The sequence below is a fragment of the Streptococcus sp. 4886 genome, assembly GCF_013276485.1.
GTDB lineage: Bacteria > Bacillota > Bacilli > Lactobacillales > Streptococcaceae > Streptococcus.
This window is the reverse complement of the sequence record NZ_VMLD01000020.1, coordinates 16,363-34,168: the sequence shown is the minus strand read 5'-3', so window position 1 is coordinate 34,168 and position 17,806 is coordinate 16,363. Positions and strand designations below refer to the sequence as shown.

The following is a 17,806-nucleotide window of genomic DNA, read 5'->3' as shown; positions in this document are numbered from 1 at the left end:
TTTCTTAAGGCACATTAATATTTTTCTTAAGGCACATTAATATTTTTCTTAAGGCACCTTAATTATAACACAAAAAATGAAAACTATATGAAAAACATTTAGTTTTTTCATTATTTTTCTTAAGGCACCTTAATTATAACAGAAAATATGATAAAAACTTAAGAAAATTCAGGACTTGATTTAATATTTAGGATACAACAAAATGTTGTATTCTTTTTTTGCAAAAGAATACCAAAGAATAAAATAAAAAACGTTGTAAAAACAACGTTTTAGAAAGATTTACAAAACAATGTAAATTATCAATGGAGCCGGTGGGAGTCGAACCCACGTCCAAACACCTGCCAACATATTTGTCTACAACCATAGGTTATGTATTAGTTTAACAGTCCCTCGACACATAACTCAAGCCTAGAAACTGCGAGTCTATCAATCTCTTATCAAGCCGCTAGACGAGACTTGATCGTATCTCGCTAATAATAAGACCTGTCATTGAACACGAGCAATCCAAATCGGGTCACGCCTGCTGGTTTTTAGGCAGCTAGAGCGTAAGAAGTGTTATTTTTTGCAGTTATATTTAACTGAGCGTTTACGTCGCCACACGAGTCGCAAAATATGCCTCATAATGCCTGTCGAATCCGTAACGACCCCAAAAGACAATAAAACCATTATACCTTATCTAACACAAAAATGCAAAAAGGAAATCACGTACCTAAAAAAGATACTATTCGAGAAATTTAGCAAACTGGGAGACTAACTACAACTTTCTCAGTGCATAACTTTACGATTGTGAATAGAGTTTACAAAATCCAATTAACACATACCTAAGATAAAGCTATCTGTTTTGAAGAAATTCACTAAGAAAATTATTCTAAAATACTTTCAGATGAGAATTTTCCTACTCTCTTTGTTTCAATTCATTTGAGTTTAAAAACTATAAAATAAATCCTTATATTATTCGGAATAATTTTCACTTATTAAACTAAAATAAATAGGTTCCATTCAAACTTTAATAGACTATGAAAACCAGTGGAACTTATCCTGACACGGAATTCCACTGGTTTTTCGATTTTTATCAGATTAACTTCTACTATTCTTAGCTGTGAAAATTAGTTTAGGACTTTAACTTATTTTCAATCTTCTAATCTAAAGGCCACTTCCAGTAAAGAAAAATCAGGGTTCTCCTGAGTTTTACTTAGCTAATTCTCTTTCTCGTTCTTTCATTATTTTATGATTTTCATACAAACGGGATAAGAACTTAGAAATTTCTTTTAAGATAGAATAGGTCGGCACTGCGACAATCATTCCAACTACACCATAGATATTGCTTGACAACAAAAGTAAAACCAAAATCGTGATTGGATGAACCTTCATAACACTTCCTACGATTCGAGGATATAAGATATTACCATCTACCTGCTGAACAACAAGCATATAAATCACTGCAATCAGCATTCTATGGGGATCAGTGAATATATTTGCGATGATCATAGGAATCAAACCAATACTTGGCCCCACATAAGGAATTAAATTGGCTACACCAGAAAAAATAGCAAAAACTAAAGCATATTTTAAACCAATAATACTATAGCCAATATAAGCCAAACAACCTATAATGATTGCGTCAATCGAAACTCCACTAATATAGCGAGCAATCGTCGCATTTAAATTCTTTAAGAGACCTGCAATATGCAAGCGATCCCTCTTTAGAATCGTTCTTTCAAGCATGGGCAAGAATTTATGTCCATCTAATAGGAAATAAACCAAAAAAACCGGAGTCATAATCAAAATCAAAACAGTACTGATAAGAGCTGACAAGACGCTCCCCACACTATTTGATACGCTATTTAGGATATTCTGAAGAATATCAACATAGGATAAGTTTAACTGCTGAATTGTAGCTTCTACATCCAAATTCTGGAGCGCAGGATAATTAGATAAGTCTATGATTAAGTCTTGTACTCGACTATAAATAGTTTGACTAGATATAATCAAGCTAGATAACTGATTAATCAAAATAGGTAAGAGATAGACAACACCTATGACCATTCCCCAGACCAAAGCACACAAGGTAATTAAAATACCAAGCAAACGATTGAGTTTACAGACTTTATTTAAGAAAGTAACAATAGGGTTTGTCAAATAATAAAGAAAGCCCCCTAATAAAAATGGAATCATAATTGTATTAAGCACGCTAACAAAAGGGTTAATCAAAGACCCCATCTGTCTCCATAGGTAAAAGATGATTGTTAAGAGTAAAATTTCTGTGGTCCAAAAAAATAATTTATTTCTACGAAACATGAGTTACCTCCCTCACTCTATTTTACCATATTTTCAAAAAGCTTAACGGATGAATTATTAAAGCAAGAATATTTTTTTTCTTTATGATAGAATAAGACTACTATGAAAAAAATATTTTTAACTTTATTAACTGTCTCCCTTTTAGGAGGTGCTTCTACTGTTGCTGCTCAAGATTTTAATATTGCTGCAAAACATGCCATTGCTGTTGAGGCAAATACTGGTAAAATTCTCTATGAGAAGGATGCAACGCAACCTGTCGAAATTGCTTCCATAACAAAATTGATTACTGTTTATCTAGTCTATGAAGCTCTGGAAAATGGAAGTATCACACTATCCACCCCAGTAGATATTTCTGATTATCCTTATCAATTGACGACAAATTCTGAAGCCAGTAATGTTCCTATGGAGGCCCGTAATTATACTGTCGAAGAGTTGCTTGAAGCAACTCTGGTATCTAGTGCCAACAGTGCCGCTATTGCCCTAGCTGAGAAAATTGCTGGCTCAGAGAAAGACTTCGTCGATATGATGCGTGCCAAACTCCTGGAATGGGGAATCAATGATGCCACGGTTGTCAATACAACTGGTCTTAACAATGAGACTCTAGGGGATAACATTTACCCAGGATCTAATAAAGATGATGAAAATAAGCTCAGTGCTTATGATGTTGCCATCGTTGCCCGCAACCTCATCAAAAAATACCCACAAGTCTTAGAAATCACCAAAAAACCTTCTTCTACTTTTGCTGGGATGACAATCACTTCAACCAACTACATGTTAGAAGGTATGCCTGCTTACCGTGGTGGTTTTGATGGGCTAAAAACAGGAACAACAGATAAGGCTGGAGAGTCTTTTGTTGGTACTACTGTCGAAAAAGGCATGAGAGTCATCACAGTTGTTTTAAATGCAGATCATCAAGACAATAATCCTTACGCTCGATTTACAGCTACATCTTCACTAATGGATTATATTTCTTCTACATTTACACTTCGCAAAATCGTTCAGCAAGGCGATGCCTATCAAGATAGCAAAGCCCCTGTACAAGATGGAAAAGAAGATACGGTCACTGCAGTGGCCCCAGAGGATATCTATCTAATTGAACGTGTTGGGAACCAATCTTCCCAATCTGTTCAATTCACTCCCGATTCTAAAACAATCCCAGCACCACTTGAAGCTGGAACAGTGGTTGGCCATCTGACTTACGAAGACAAGGACTTGATCGGTCAAGGTTACATCACCACAGAGCGCCCTAGTTTCGAAATGGTAGCAGAAAAGAATGTTGAAAAAGCCTTCTTCTTAAAAGTTTGGTGGAATCAGTTTATCCGATTTGTTAATGAGAAATTATAAAAAAATCGCGGTTTAAAATCGCGATTTTTTTATTACAAATTCATCTTCAAAGTCCTTGATTTTGAGTATATCTAAAATCAAATTTTACCCAACTGATCCTTCCATCTCATAGCTAATCAAGCGGTTTAGCTCAACAGCATATTCCATTGGAAGCTCTTTTGTGAAGGGTTCTACAAATCCCATAACAATCATCTCAGTTGCCTCAGATTCTGACAATCCACGGCTCATGAGATAATAGAGTTGTTCTTCAGAAATCTTAGATACCTTAGCTTCGTGTTCCAAAGCTACTTGCGAGTTGTGAATTTCATTAAACGGAATGGTATCTGATGCTGACAAGTCATCCATGATAATGGTATCACACTCGATGTGAGAAACAGACTTCTTAGAGTTTTTGTTAAAGGTTACCTGTCCACGGTAGTCAACCTTTCCTCCGCCTTTAGCGATGGATTTAGACACAATAGACGAGCTAGTATGTGGAGCATTGTGGATCATCTTAGCACCCGTATCTTGGTGTTGCCCAGCATTGGCAAAGGCAATCGAAAGCATGGTACCACGCGCCCCTTCTCCATCAAGGTAAACAGATGGATATTTCATGGTTGTTTTAGCACCCAAGTTACCATCAATCCACTCAACAGTGGCATCCTTTTGAGCTTTAGCACGTTTGGTTACCAAGTTATAGACGTTATCAGACCAGTTTTGGATAGTCGTATAACGCATATAAGCTCCATCCAAGGCAAAGATTTCTACGATGGCCGCATGCAAGCTGTTACTTGAATAAGTTGGCGCTGTACATCCTTCTACGTAATGGACACTTGCTCCCTCATCAACGATAATCAAGGTACGTTCAAACTGACCAGTATTTTCGTTGTTGATACGGAAGTAAGTTTGAAGTGGAATATCTACCTTGACACCTTTTGGTACGTAGATAAAGGTTCCACCAGACCATACTGCTGAGTTGAGGGCAGCTAATTTGTTATCTGTTGGCGGTACCAACTTGGCAAAGTATTGTTTAAACAAGTCTGGGTATTCCTTGAGGGCAGAATCTGTATCTGTAAAGATAATCCCCAATTTCTGGAACTCTTCCTTCATGTTGTGGTAAACCACTTCTGACTCATACTGGGCAGAGGCACCTGCTAGATAGGCACGCTCAGCTTCCGGAATCCCAATACGTTCAAAGGTTTCTTTGATTTTTTCAGGAACGTCATCCCAAGAACGGGCTGGCTTATCAGATGGTTTTTGGTAGTAGATCAAGTCATCAAAGTCAATCTCTGACAAGTCTGCTCCCCAAGTTTGCATAGGCATTTTTTTGAAGGTTTCATAAGACTTCAAACGGAATTCTAACATCCACTCAGGTTCTCCCTTAGCAGCTGATAGTTCACGAATGACATCTTCATTCAATCCTTTTCCTGTCGATAGGACAGGCTCTACATCATCATGGAAACCAAATTTATATTCACCAAGGTCAATTGGTTTTGGTTCTACTCTTTCTTCAGCCATAATATCCTTTCTTTCATTCTTCATTTCTACTGATTCATAAGACAAAAGAAACTTGTCTTAGTTGTTTTCTTGATTTTCGATTGTTTTCTTAAGGGCGTTCCAAGCTAGGGTTGCACATTTGATTCGTTGCGGAAATTTGGCAACACCTGACAAAAAAGCTGCATCGCCTAGTTGGTCTTGGCGTTCATCTTTTTGTCCTTGAACCATTTCAGAAAAAATAGTCGCAAGTTCTAAAATTTCTTGCTTGGTCTTGCCCAAAACAGCATCTGTCATCATGCTTGCAGAGGCAGTTGAGATGGTACAACCTGAGTTTAGAAAAGCGATATTTTCCAAACAGTCATCTGCATCAAACTTGACAGAGAGATTGATGACATCGCCACAGGTCGGATTGTTGAGACTGATTTGTTCAGCATCTTCCAACTTTCCTTGATGATGTGGATTTTTCGAATGGTCCGCTACCACTGCCATATAAAGGCTATCTAGTTTAGAAAGTGCCATTGAAAAACTCCTTTGTCTTTTGTAAGGCATCGACTAGCTTGTCGCAATCTTCCTTGGTATTGTAGATATAAAAACTTGCACGAGCTGTTGCTGGAACATCCAAATACTGGAGCAAGGGTTGCGCACAGTGGTGACCCGCACGAACTGCCACACCTTCATAATCCAAAGCCGTTGCAAGGTCGTGAGGATGAAGGTCGCCTAGGTTAAAAGCAATGACACCTGAACGTTGAGCCAAGTCCTGTGAACCATAAATGGTCAGTCCTTCAATTGCCTGCAATTTTGGAAATACGTAGGCGATCAATTCCTGTTCATGGGCTTCAATGACATCCATACCAATCTTTTCCAGATAATCCACTGCGGCAGCAAGTCCGATTGCACCAGCCATGTTAGGAGTTCCAGCCTCGAATTTCCAAGGCAATTCCTTCCAACTAGCAGATTGTTCATAAACGAAATCAATCATCTCACCACCAAATTCAAGGGGTGACATTTGCTCCAGATACTTTTCTTTGCCGTAAAGAACACCGATACCAGTTGGACCAGCCATCTTGTGACCTGAAAAGGCAAAGAAGTCCACACCCAAGTCCTGAACATCAATCTTCATATGAGGCGTAGATTGAGCACCATCCACCACCATGATAGCTCCAACTTGGTGGGCCATTTTAGTGATTTCTTTAATCGGATTGACCACACCAAGGACATTTGATGCATGAGCTAGGGAGACAAACTTGACTCTATCAGTCAATTTAGCTCGCAAATCATCCATATCCAGAGCTCCATCCTTGAGATAGACATAGACAAGCTCCGCTCCAGTCTTACGGCAGGCTTCCTGCCAAGGAATGATATTGGAATGGTGTTCCATGACGGAAATCAAAACCTGGTCTCCCTCAGTCAAGACTTCCTCTGCAAAGCGCGCTACCCAATTAAGACTGGTTGTCGTTCCTCTAGTAAAGAGAACTTCCTTTGTAGACCCTGCATTGATAAACTTACGAATGGTTTCACGAGCAGCTTCATAGGAAGCAGTCGCCCGCTCCGCCAAGGTATGAACCCCACGATGAACATTGGCATTGTCCTGCTCATAATAGCGGTTAATCGTTTCCAGAACTGCTAGTGGTTTTTGTGTCGTCGCAGCATTGTCCAAATAAACCAATGGTTCATCATTAACAATCTGGTCTAAAATTGGAAAATCCTTGCGAATCACTTCTACATCTAACATAGGCTACCCCTTAGCGTTTTGACAATTTTTCTTCGATAGTTGCAATCATTTCATCACGAACTTCCTTGACTGGAATCTCAACGATAACGGATCCAAGGAAACCACGGACAACCAAGCGTTCTGCAGTTGCCTTGTCCAAACCACGACTCATGAGGTAGTACATATCTTCTGGGTCTACCTGACCGATAGAAGCCGCGTGTCCTGCAGTTACGTCATTTTCATCAATCAAAAGAATTGGGTTAGCATCTGAACGCGCTTGGTCTGAAAGCATGAGAACACGACTTTCTTGTTGGGCATCTGCTCCCTTGGCACCCTTGATAATGTGGCCAATACCATTGAAGGTTAAGGTTGCTTTTTCAAGAATAACTCCATGTTGTAGGATATTTCCGATTGAGTTGCAACCATAGTTAGTCACTCGAGTATCAATACCTTGTACCTGACGGCCACTTGAAAGAGCTACGACCTTAAGGTCTGCATGGCTACCGTTACCAATTAAGTCACTATCAAAGTCAGCAACGACGTTCCCTTCGTTCATGACACCGATTGCCCAGTCAATGCTTGCATCGTTACCTAATTTACCACGACGGCTAATGTAAGCAGTGACGTTTTCACCTAGACGGTCGATCGCAGCAAACTTCACTTGAGCTCCAGAACGTGCAATCACTTCTACTGTGATATTAGCAGTTGCTTTGGCACTTCCTTCACCGCGTGACTCTAAACGTTCCAGATAACTAATCTTAGAATTTTTACCAGCGATAATCATAATATGCTTGTTAAACGGCACATCGCTATCGCTGTCTTGATAGAAAATCCCTTCGATTGGTTCAGCAATTTCCACGTTATCAGGAATATAGAGAACAGCTCCACTGTTAAAGTAAGCTGTGTGGTAGGCCGCCAACTTATCATCGTCATACTTAACAGATGACATGAAGAATTCTTCGATCAGCTCTGGAATTTCTTCTAAAGCTGAATGGAAGTCTGTAAAGACAACACCCTGTTCAGCCAACTCAACTGGAGTTTGCTCAAAAACAGTTTGAGTTCCTACTTGCACCAACTTCAAGTGGTTATCTAGTGCAGTGAAATCTGGAACATTTGCTGATGGCTCACTTTCTGTAATCGTTCCATCTCCCAGATTCCAACGGTGGAATTTGACACGCTCAATGACTGGTAATTCCAAACTCTCGATTTTATCAAAAGCTTTTTGACGGAGGTCAGCCAACCAGCTTGGTTCAGCGTGCATTTCTGAAAAAAGTTTAATATTTTCTTTAGTCATTTACTTCTCCTAAAAGATACGAGGGAATTACAATTCTTCCTTGTAGTCATAGCCAAGTTCTTCAGCTAGTTTTGCGTATCCTTCACGTTCCAAACGCGCAGCCAATTCTGGACCACCAGAAAGGACAACACGACCTTCCATCATGACGTGTACCACGTCTGGTGTGATGTAGTTCAAAAGACGTTGGTAGTGAGTGATAATCATAGCACCAAAGCCTTCACCACGCATAGCATTCACACCTTTAGAAACAACTTTAAGAGCATCAATATCAAGACCAGAGTCAATCTCATCCAAAAGGGCAAATGTTGGCTCCAACATCAAAAGTTGAAGAATTTCATTACGTTTTTTCTCACCACCAGAGAAACCTTCGTTGAGGTAACGCTCTGCCATTTCTTCTTTCATGTTGAGCAATTCCATTTTTTCATCTAGCTTAGTGATAAACTCGCGAACTGAAATCTTTTCATCATCTTCTTTACCAGCATTCATAGCTGCACGAAGAAACTCAGCGTTAGTAATACCAGGAATTTCTGATGGGTATTGCATAGCAAGGAAAAGTCCCATACGCGCACGCTCGTCAACTTCCAACTCAAGGATGTTTACGCCATCAAACAAGACCTCACCTTTGGTCACTTCATAGTTTGGATTTCCCATGATAGCGGCAGAAAGAGTCGATTTACCAGTACCATTTGGTCCCATGATAGCGGCGATTTCTCCTGTTTTCAGGGTCAGGTTAACCCCTTTTAAAATTTCTTTTCCTTCAATCTCAACGTGAAGATCTTTGATCTCTAATACTGACATGATAGTTCCTTTCTTTTTCAAGACTTTTACAGTACTTACTAGAAAAACGTCTGATTTCCCCAGAAATAGAGTAAAAGGTCTATAAATATACTTTTCTAGTATAACAAAAAAAAGCCTAAAAGGCTTTGATTTTGTCTGGAAGCTGAGGGCTAGTCTTTCCTATTAAAATGCTGATCGATGACATCAACGATTTTGCCCATCACATAACTGACGCGAAAATTTCTGAAGAGTAAAATTGCCCAAAAGGCTGCCATAATATAGCGGCCAGTCATCCAGGCTTCGTTGAAAAAATAGGTCTCAGCAGCTGTAAACAGCGCCATAATAATAAATTGTTGTTTATTCATAAACTTATTGTATCATGAAATCTTTCTTTAGTCTTCCTCTACCTTCACTTTATCAGCCAAAAATTCAAATCCTTCTGGAATCAGGCTTTCTTCTGCTTCTTTTTCAGTTTGAGAAGATTTGGCTTTGGCTGAAAAGGCTGCGCGAACTTCTTTCCATTCCTCCATGGAAATGGCTAAAATCTCAGGTGAAAAACCTGCTGCCTGACTAAGGATGTTACCAAACATGGTGTTGAGATTGTCTCGTTTCATGGTTTGACCAGCATTGAAGTTAGATTCAAAAGCAAGAATGGCATGGTGTTCATTGGCTGCAACCGGTTGAGAACCAACTAGCAGAGCCTTATCAGGGCCTCCTAGACTTTCAATCACCTCTCCCCAGGCATTCTGCAAACGAATCAGGTTTTGACGTGCTAAATCAGGATTTTCAACGGCCTCTTGTAAGATAGATTGAACTTTATTGCGATCCACACGATAGACTGTCTTGCCTGTTGCTGGGCGACTAGGAGCTGAACTCGTTGGCTTGGGTACAGTTCCCACATTGGCGAGTTCTTGTTTGAGACGTATCACTTCTTGTCTCAGCGTAGCAATTTCATGTTCAACCGCCCCTGAAAGAGCTGGTTCAGGCTTAATTTCCGCTAAACGAATGGTCATCATTTCAGCATAAATCTTGGGCTGCAAACTAGACTTAATATCTGCTAAACTCACTGTCGCTAAGCGAATCATTTCAAACAGATTTTCCTGAGGAAGTGCCAAATTTTCTACAAAGACTGGACTATGATGAGTGTTTTCTCCCCCTGTTTGAACAATTAACAAGTCTCTTAAATAGTGCAAAAGGTCGGTCACAAAACGAGTCATGCTCTTACCATTATCAAAAAGAAGATTTAAGCAAGACAAGGCCTTGGTAACATCCTGTTGAGACAAGGCAGCCACATAATCATCCAAGGCTGATAGGCTAATGGTGCCAGTAATTTCTTCAGAGATGGCAGTCGTCAATTCATTTCCCTGTGTCAAACTCAGAGCTTGATCCAAAATAGACAAGGCATCCCGCATTCCACCTTCCGCCTGTCTGGCAATGATTTCCACAGCCTCTGGTTCAGAACTAATATTTTCTTTTTCTAAGATATAGTGGATATGTTCCTTAATATCCTGTGTCTTAATTGATTTAAATTCAAAACGTTGCACACGGGATAGAATAGTCGCAGGAATCTTGTGCAATTCAGTAGTGGCCAAAATAAAGACTACATTCTGTGTTGGCTCTTCCAGCGTCTTTAGGAGAGCATTAAAAGCCCCTGTAGACAGCATGTGAACCTCGTCTATGATATAAACCTTATAACGAGCAAGACTAGGGGCATAGGTAGATTTATCACGAATTTCACGGATTTCATCCACCCCATTATTAGAGGCTGCATCCATTTCAATGACATCTTCTAAACTACCGTCCGTCACTGCCTGACAAATATAGCAGTTATTGCAAGGTTCGCCACCCACTTGATTGGGACAGTTCATAGCTTTGGCAAAAATCTTAGCTACACTGGTTTTTCCTGTTCCACGTGGACCAGAAAAAAGATAGGCATGACTTATTTTCTCTTGTTCTACTGCTTGTTTAAGAGTCTTAGCCACAACTTCTTGACCAACCAACTGGGAGAAGTTTTGACTTCTATATTTTCGATAAAGTGCTTGATACATTAAGATTTTTCCCCAAACATTGTAAAGTCCCATTCCGTCTTTTCAAGCAAAATAGCGACAAATTGTTCCAAATAATCTCGATCCATAGCATCGTAATCCTCAATCTCTGAAGAATCCAGATCCAGAACTCCAAGTAACTGACCATTCTTCATCATCGGCATCACAATTTCACTTTTAGCTAGACTGTCACAAGAAATATAGTTTGGATAGGTACTTACATCACCAACCAGGACTGTTTCCTGAAAATGAGCTGCCTCCCCACAAACACCTTTTCCCAGTGCAATACGGATACAGGAAACACCTCCTTGGAAGGGACCTAAAACCAATTCCTTTCCATCGAACAAATAAAAACCTGCAAATACAGTATTAGGAAAACGTGATTTTATGAGAGCACTGGCGTTGGAAAGATTAGCCAAAACATTGGTCTCGCCTTCCAATAAGAAGGACAATTCTTCATTTAACATTTGATAACGTGATTGTTTTTCTGATTTTAACATAGAACTATTATATCAAAAAAGGAGCAGAGACAAAAGAAAAATCCCTTGTTTAGTAAACAAAGGATTTTGTGAATTTTCAATTTGATTAAAGTTCGATATCACCAAACAAATCAGCCATTGAGAATCCTGTTTGTGTTTCTGGAAGTTCGAAATCACGTTTTTCTTGACGTTTTGGACGACGTGGACGAGCAGCACGTTTTTCTTCTTTTTGTCCTTCTTCTTGAGATGGACGCTCTTCAAGAGCTTTGATAGAAAGTGATACGCGCTCTGCATCTGCGTTAACTTCAAGAACTTTAACTTGAACTTCTTGACCAACTTTAAGAGCTTCTTTGGGATTTTCAATACGTTTGTGTGAAATTTGTGATACGTGAACAAGTCCATCGATACCTGGCAATACTTCAACAAATGCACCGAAGTCAGTCAAACGTTTAACTGTTCCTTCTACTACATCACCTTTAGCCAATTTTTGCTCAACGCCATCCCATGGTCCAGGTGTTGTTGCTTTAAGTGAAAGTGATACACGCCCTTCTTCTTCGTTAAGATCAAGGATTTTAACTTCAATTTCTTCACCAACAGTTACAACTGATTTTGGTGATACGTTACGTTCGTGTGACAATTCAGTCAAGTGAACCAATCCGTCAACACCACCAAGGTCGATGAAGGCACCGAAGCTTGTGATACGCGCAACTTTACCAGTTACAACATCACCAACAGCCAATTTACCGAATACTTCAGCGCGAGCTGCTGCTGTAGCTGCTTCAACAACTTCACGACGTGAAAGGATGAAGCGGTTTTCTTTAGCGTCAACTTCTTTGATTTTAGCATCAAATTCTTGACCTACAAAACGCTCAGTGTTACGTACGAAACGAGTATCCAACATTGAAGCTGGGATAAATCCACGAACACCTTCAAATTCTACTGAAAGTCCACCTTTAACGGCACGAGTTCCTTTAACAGTAACAACTTCTTCTTCGCGACCAACAAGTTTGTCCCATGCTTTGCGAGCTTCAAGGCGTTTTTTAGATACAAGGTATGTAACTGTATCAGTATCTTTACCAACTACTTGACGAAGTACAAGAACATCCAATACTTCTCCTACTTTAACAAAGTCATTGATATCTGCATCGCGATCGTTTGTCAATTCGCGAAGAGTCAAGACACCTTCAACACCAGTTCCAGAGATTGCAACGTTAGCTTGAGTCGCATCAACTGTCAATACTTCAGCACTAACAACATCACCAGTCTCAACTTGGCTAACGCTATTTAGCAAATCTTCAAATTCGTTCATCTAAAAAATCCTCCAACAATCAAGTTTTTCTTAAACTTGACATACTTATAATTTTTTTCCTAAGCACCCGCAAGGACATGTTCATATCATTCACGTCTTTCAATTATAAAAATAAAATACCCTAAGATATTTTGCTTTTTATCTTGATTATTACCTAAGAACTGGGGTAGCTGGATTCGAACCAACGCATGAGGGAGTCAAAGTCCCTTGCCTTACCGCTTGGCTATACCCCATTGATGAAATGGAGAGAGAGGGATTCGAACCCCCGAACCCGAAGGAGCGGATTTACAGTCCGCCGCGTTTAGCCTCTTCGCTATCTCTCCTACAATCAACATGGACTATTATATCATGAAAATTTCAAAAAAACAAGACTTATTTTGCTAAATTATAATTTTCAATCAAAATTTCCACAGCTTTTTCCAATTTTTTATAAAAACTATCGACATTCCCATTCTTTATGATGGCCAATTGTCCATCTAATTCGGCAATTTCTCCGATAACTTTTTTACCAATGGTCAAGGTATAGCCTTCAAAACTGTCTTTTCCTACATTAACTTTGGCATCTGCTACTTGAATTTCGATTTTTTTATCTTTCTTGCTCATTTCATACCTCTCTTCACTTTTTCTATTTTACAAGAAAATCCTAAAACTAGCAAGAAAAAACTCTATATCAGGCTTGTCTGACATAGAGTTTTATGTAAACAACATCAATCGATTTAGTATAGCTAATAGTTAGTAAACAAGCATAATTGACTATCCTTTTTAGGTTATCAGTGAGTCTCACCACCTACTAACTGCAAATCCTTATCTTTGTAGTCTACAATAGCTTCAATAGCTACCTCTATGCCTCTTACAATATCACATAGACTCATTCCTGCAGTATTCGGCTTATTTACTACTTGTTCCATCATATATGGAATATGCATGAAACCTGCTCTCATATTAGGGAATTTTTTATCCACTAAATAAAGAGCTTGGTACATCAAATGATTGCAAACAAAGGTTCCTGCACTATTGGACACAACTGCTGGAAGTCCCTGTTTTTTAATAGCTTGTACCATCGCTTTGATAGGTAAACTACTAAAATAGGCCGATGCTCCATCAATACGAATCGGTGTATCAATTGGTTGATTGCCTTCGTTATCAGGTATGCGAGCATCATCTTGATTAATAGCCACTCGTTCAGGTGTTAAACCTGTCCTGCCGCCTGCTTGTCCAATACAAAGTACAGCATCTGGTTGATATCGTAATATTTCTGCCTCTAAAACTTCTGACGACTTATAAAAAACCGTTGGAATTTCTACCCAGCGAACTTCGGCCCCATTAATCTCAGATGGTAATAATTTTACAGCCTCCAAAGCTGGATTAATCTTTTCACCTCCAAAAGGATTAAAACCTGTAACCAATATTTTCATTTTATTTTCCTTTACTAAAATGCGAGAAAGTACATTAAGAATATGTGAATAACAATCATTACTAGAGCAACACCTGCTTGAGCCTTTATAACACCATTCTGATCTTTCATATCCATCAGTGCTGCTGGTAGAGCGTTAAAATTAGCAGCCATTGGGGTCAATAAGGTCCCACAATAACCTGCTGTCATGGCAAGAGCACCAGCCACAATTGGATTAGCTCCCAGAGCAAATACAAAGGGAACTCCAACACCTGCTGTAATAACGGTGAATGCTGCAAAAGCATTTCCCATAATCATTGTGAATAGAACCATTCCAAGAACATAGGCCAAAACTCCTATAAAGCGACTATCTGAAGGAACAATACCGCTAATCAGATGAGAGATAACATCACCAACACCTGCTACAGTAAAAATAGCCCCCAAAGCCCCTAATAATTGGGGAACAATCCCACTTGTTGAAACTTGCTGAGTCATTCGATTATTTTCTGATAACAGACTCTTAGGGTGACTATTGGTAATCACAAGAACAGAAATTGTAGCAAACAAGGCGGCAAGGCTAATCGAAATCTTGCTAAATTCTGGAATCATTTGCGCTAAGACCAACGCAAGTATTGCCATCAGCATAACTGGAATAAAAATTTTATTTTTCAATCTGTTAGATTCAATATTGGCTTTCATTTCATCTAAGGATGGCAAGGTTCCGATACGGACTTGCTTAAACAATGTTAACAGCGATAATAGGATTACAATAATACCAATACTCATATTTGGCATATAGGAACCACCTATAAACGTAATAGCCAATAGAGTCCAAAATGCAGATGTTCCAAATCGGACTGGGTTTGTTTTATCTTTATAACTACAATAGGCTGTATGGAGAAATTGACAACCAATCACAATATAGGTCAACTCTAATAGTTGCTTTGCCAACTCTGTCATTTTTGTTCTCCCCCCCTAGTCTTTTCTGATGTCAATTTTTTATCAAATAAATAATTATAAATCCCCACTACAATAAGTGTTATAACAGCAACAATAATAGATGCAGAAGCAATCCCTGCATAATTGCTTTCATAGCCTAACTGATCTAATGTTCCCCCTATCAAGAGGACTCCCCCAGCACCTACAAACGTATTTTGAGCAAAGAAATTTCCAAAATTTTCATTCGCAGCCGCACGCGCTTTTATTGTCTCATCTTCAACCTCTGTTAACTTTCTACCTAATTGAGACTCTGCTGCTGCTTCTCCCATAGGTTGAACCAAAGGTCTGACAAACTGAGGGTGTCCTCCTAGACGAATTGAAAAGAAACCAGCTAACTCTCGAATAAAGAAATAAACTGTATAGAAGTTTCCAACTGTCAGACCTTTAATCTTTCGAATCAAATCAATTGATCGTTGCTTGAGTCCAAAGGTTTCTGACAGTCCCACAAGAGGCAAGGTAACCATAAAAATCGTGAGCACTCGCTGATTGCTAAATTCTTTTCCCAAAATCTCCAAAAATTCAACGAGAGAAACACCTGAAACTAAAGCTGTAACCAAACCAGCTAAGACTACTGTTGCAATTGTATCAAATTTTAAAATAAAACCCACAACAATGATTGCTATTCCTATTAGTTTAATCCACTCCATATCAAACTCCTCTATATTCAAAATGACAGTATTTTTTAAATTTTCTCAAGAGCAATACCATTCCTTATTTAATGTGCTTTTCTAGTTCTTTTTGGTATTTGCTATTGGATTCCAATTTTTCTTTTTGCCATTTTTTAAGAGCTTCGTCATATTCTTTTGTTGTAACAATATCTTTTTGCAATCTCATTCCTTTAAAGATATATGGATCCCCCTTAATACCAACTTGTGAGTATGGTTTTGAGAATGGTACTACGTTACTTACAACTGGAGAACCGCCAGATGAAGCTGTTGGCATCAATAATGAACTATCTGTCAACCAAGCTTGAGCTTTGGCATATTTTTCATATCTCTTCTCTAGGTCAGTGGTCTCAGAAACAGCATCTTCTAACAATTTCTTATATTGATCCAAACCAAGTTTAGCGACAACATCCTTATCTTTTCCTTTCGTAATACCAAGGTGTTTCATGGCAGAACCAGATTTTGGATCCATAATATTCAAGTAAGACGCTGGATCTTGATAGCTTGGAGCCCATCCTGTACTGTTCAAATCATAGTCTTTTTGAGAAGGAACACGCGCTTGTGATGTAATAGTTTCTTTTTCATTATCTGTCATTTGAAGTACATCGATGACAACATTTTCAGCACCAAGAGTTGATTCAATAGACTGTTTGAAAGAGTTGCTTTGTTGAACGGCGATAGTATCTGTTTGTTCAACCGGGACATCCAAGTGAATTGGGAAGGTTACCCCTTTAGATTCCAAGTCTTTCTTAGCTTTTTCGAAAGCAGCTTTAGCCTTGTCAGGGTTGTAGATAGAATCCTTACCGTCAACTAGCTCAACACCTTTCCATTGGTCACCATAGTTCACCAACTCTGCTTGAGCGATTTGACCAAAGTTCTTACCACCTGCTTGTACGAAGTTATCTGGAACAAGGCTGTTACGAATAATCTTGTCCGCACCATCTTCACCGTTTAGCTGGGCAGCATAAGAATGACGATTAAAGGCAAAGTTGATAGCCTGACGGAAATCCTTATTGAGCATCGCTTCTTTTGTAGAAGTCTTTTGCTCCTCACTTGTTTTCGCAGTTTTATTGTATGACTGACGATTTACGTTAAAAGTAAAGTAATAACTACTTGAGTCCTGTGGGCTATAAGTGATTTTATCTCCGTATTGTTCCAAAGTTGAAGCAAAGTTTGAGCTGCTTGGGAAGAGACGGGCTGTCGTATAAGCACCAGAGGAGAAGCTACGGATCAAAGACTCCTGATCTGAACCATCGTAGTAGGTCAATTTAATCTTCTCGATTTTAACATTTTCTTTATCCCAGTAATTTGGATTTTTTTCATATTCAATCAAAGATTTAGAAGTCAATGTTTTTAAGAAATAAGGACCATTGTAGAGAATCCCTGCTGGGCTAACCTCTCCGTAATTCTTTCCTGATGCCTTCAAAAACTCTTCATTTACAGGCAACATCGTCGCTGTTGTAACTTTTGAATTCCAGAAACTTTCTGGCGCATTCAATGTATACTCAACTGTGTAGTCATCCAAAGCTTTAACACCAACTGTAGAGAAATCATTGGTTTCACCAGTCATATAGGCGTCCAAGCCTTTGATTGAATTTTGGATGAGAGAGACACCGTCTGACTTACCATCAGCGACGTGTTTTAGTCCTGTCACAAAGTCATGGGCTGTCACTTCTGCGTATTCTTCGCCTTCTGATGTGTACCATTTCACTCCCTTACGAAGTTTATAGGTATAAGTCAATCCATCTTTTGAGACAGACCAATCCTCAGCCAAGGAAGGAATAACATTACCATATTTATCATTTTCCATCAAACCATCAACGACATTCCCGATAATATCTGTTGTGGATGTACGCGTTGCTATGCTGTAGTCCAAGGATGCTGGATCCACTGCATAAACATAAGAAAATGTTGTCGGAGCATCTGCTTCTTTATCAGCTTTTCCACAGGCTGCTAAAAGAGCTGTTGTGCTTAGGATAAGTCCTGTTGTTAAAATCCACTTTTTCGATTTCATAA

Annotated in this window: 16 protein-coding genes, 2 tRNA genes and 1 other RNA gene; 1 reads left to right on the top strand and 18 read right to left on the bottom strand. The window is 39.1% G+C overall.

The window, feature by feature from the left end:
* Positions 1-300: 300 nt before the first annotated feature.
* Together ssrA and cozE are read right to left on the bottom strand one after the other, a co-directional pair.
* Positions 301-648: a transfer-messenger RNA gene (gene ssrA / locus HT679_RS09170) on the bottom strand.
* Between the two features lie 540 nt (positions 649-1,188).
* Positions 1,189-2,298, bottom strand: coding sequence for a cell elongation protein CozE (cozE, locus tag HT679_RS09165; protein ID WP_050079225.1), 1,110 nt, complete (start codon positions 2,296-2,298; stop codon positions 1,189-1,191).
* Positions 2,299-2,400: 102 nt separating this feature from the next.
* Here cozE and pbp3 point away from each other — a divergent pair, with 102 nt between their 5' ends.
* Positions 2,401-3,642 carry a D-alanyl-D-alanine carboxypeptidase PBP3 gene (gene pbp3 / locus HT679_RS09160; RefSeq protein WP_173214246.1) on the top strand — a complete coding sequence of 414 codons (1,242 nt, stop codon included), beginning with the start codon at positions 2,401-2,403 and terminating at the stop codon, positions 3,640-3,642.
* A gap of 84 nt (positions 3,643-3,726) precedes the next feature.
* On the opposite strand, the gene sufB is transcribed toward pbp3, so the two are convergent.
* From sufB to HT679_RS09080, 16 genes are all read right to left on the bottom strand, one after another.
* On the bottom strand, positions 3,727-5,139 hold the full coding sequence (gene sufB / locus HT679_RS09155) for a Fe-S cluster assembly protein SufB (protein WP_000797050.1): 1,413 nt from the start codon (positions 5,137-5,139) through the stop codon (positions 3,727-3,729).
* Between the two features lie 57 nt (positions 5,140-5,196).
* Positions 5,197-5,637: a Fe-S cluster assembly sulfur transfer protein SufU gene (sufU, locus tag HT679_RS09150; protein WP_173214244.1), complete on the bottom strand. Its 441-nt coding sequence runs from the start codon at positions 5,635-5,637 to the stop codon at positions 5,197-5,199.
* A complete protein-coding gene (locus HT679_RS09145) occupies positions 5,624-6,850 on the bottom strand; it encodes a cysteine desulfurase (protein WP_173214242.1) in 1,227 nt (408 codons plus the stop codon). Before HT679_RS09145 ends, sufU begins: the two co-directional genes overlap by 14 nt.
* Positions 6,851-6,860: 10 nt before the next feature.
* Entirely contained in the window at positions 6,861-8,123 is a 1,263-nt protein-coding gene (gene sufD, locus HT679_RS09140; protein WP_000159658.1) for a Fe-S cluster assembly protein SufD, read from the bottom strand.
* 27 nt (positions 8,124-8,150) lie between these two features.
* The gene (sufC, locus tag HT679_RS09135) at positions 8,151-8,921 is read right to left on the bottom strand and encodes a Fe-S cluster assembly ATPase SufC (RefSeq protein ID WP_000114489.1); all 771 of its coding nucleotides are present in this window, start codon (positions 8,919-8,921) and stop codon (positions 8,151-8,153) included.
* A gap of 149 nt (positions 8,922-9,070) precedes the next feature.
* Positions 9,071-9,265 carry a DUF3272 domain-containing protein gene (locus HT679_RS09130; protein ID WP_001041547.1) on the bottom strand — a complete coding sequence of 65 codons (195 nt, stop codon included), beginning with the start codon at positions 9,263-9,265 and terminating at the stop codon, positions 9,071-9,073.
* A gap of 27 nt (positions 9,266-9,292) precedes the next feature.
* Positions 9,293-10,948, bottom strand: a complete 1,656-nt coding sequence (gene dnaX / locus HT679_RS09125; RefSeq protein ID WP_000283774.1) for a DNA polymerase III subunit gamma/tau — start codon at positions 10,946-10,948, stop codon at positions 9,293-9,295.
* A complete protein-coding gene (locus tag HT679_RS09120; protein ID WP_000920161.1) occupies positions 10,948-11,445 on the bottom strand; it encodes a GAF domain-containing protein in 498 nt (165 codons plus the stop codon). The genes dnaX and HT679_RS09120 overlap by 1 nt, the downstream gene beginning before the upstream one ends.
* An 85-nt stretch (positions 11,446-11,530) precedes the next feature.
* A complete protein-coding gene (gene rpsA, locus HT679_RS09115) occupies positions 11,531-12,733 on the bottom strand; it encodes a 30S ribosomal protein S1 (RefSeq protein ID WP_001001633.1) in 1,203 nt (400 codons plus the stop codon).
* Between the two features lie 161 nt (positions 12,734-12,894).
* Positions 12,895-12,966: transfer RNA gene (locus HT679_RS09110), tRNA-Gln, on the bottom strand.
* Positions 12,967-12,975: 9 nt separating this feature from the next.
* Positions 12,976-13,056 (bottom strand) — tRNA-Tyr (locus HT679_RS09105).
* 49 nt (positions 13,057-13,105) lie between these two features.
* A complete protein-coding gene (locus tag HT679_RS09100; RefSeq protein WP_000037115.1) occupies positions 13,106-13,336 on the bottom strand; it encodes a DUF2969 domain-containing protein in 231 nt (76 codons plus the stop codon).
* Positions 13,337-13,503: 167 nt separating this feature from the next.
* A complete protein-coding gene (pcp, locus tag HT679_RS09095) occupies positions 13,504-14,148 on the bottom strand; it encodes a pyroglutamyl-peptidase I (RefSeq protein ID WP_000699369.1) in 645 nt (214 codons plus the stop codon).
* Between the two features lie 14 nt (positions 14,149-14,162).
* Positions 14,163-15,086: a DUF979 domain-containing protein gene (locus HT679_RS09090; protein ID WP_000137263.1), complete on the bottom strand. Its 924-nt coding sequence runs from the start codon at positions 15,084-15,086 to the stop codon at positions 14,163-14,165.
* Positions 15,083-15,772 (bottom strand): DUF969 domain-containing protein, encoded by a 690-nt coding sequence (locus HT679_RS09085; RefSeq protein WP_000454773.1) that lies wholly within the window; start codon positions 15,770-15,772, stop codon positions 15,083-15,085. The genes HT679_RS09090 and HT679_RS09085 overlap by 4 nt, the downstream gene beginning before the upstream one ends.
* Before the next feature lie 64 nt (positions 15,773-15,836).
* Positions 15,837-17,804, bottom strand: coding sequence for a peptide ABC transporter substrate-binding protein (locus HT679_RS09080; RefSeq protein ID WP_000837384.1), 1,968 nt, complete (start codon positions 17,802-17,804; stop codon positions 15,837-15,839).
* Positions 17,805-17,806 lie beyond the last annotated feature (2 nt).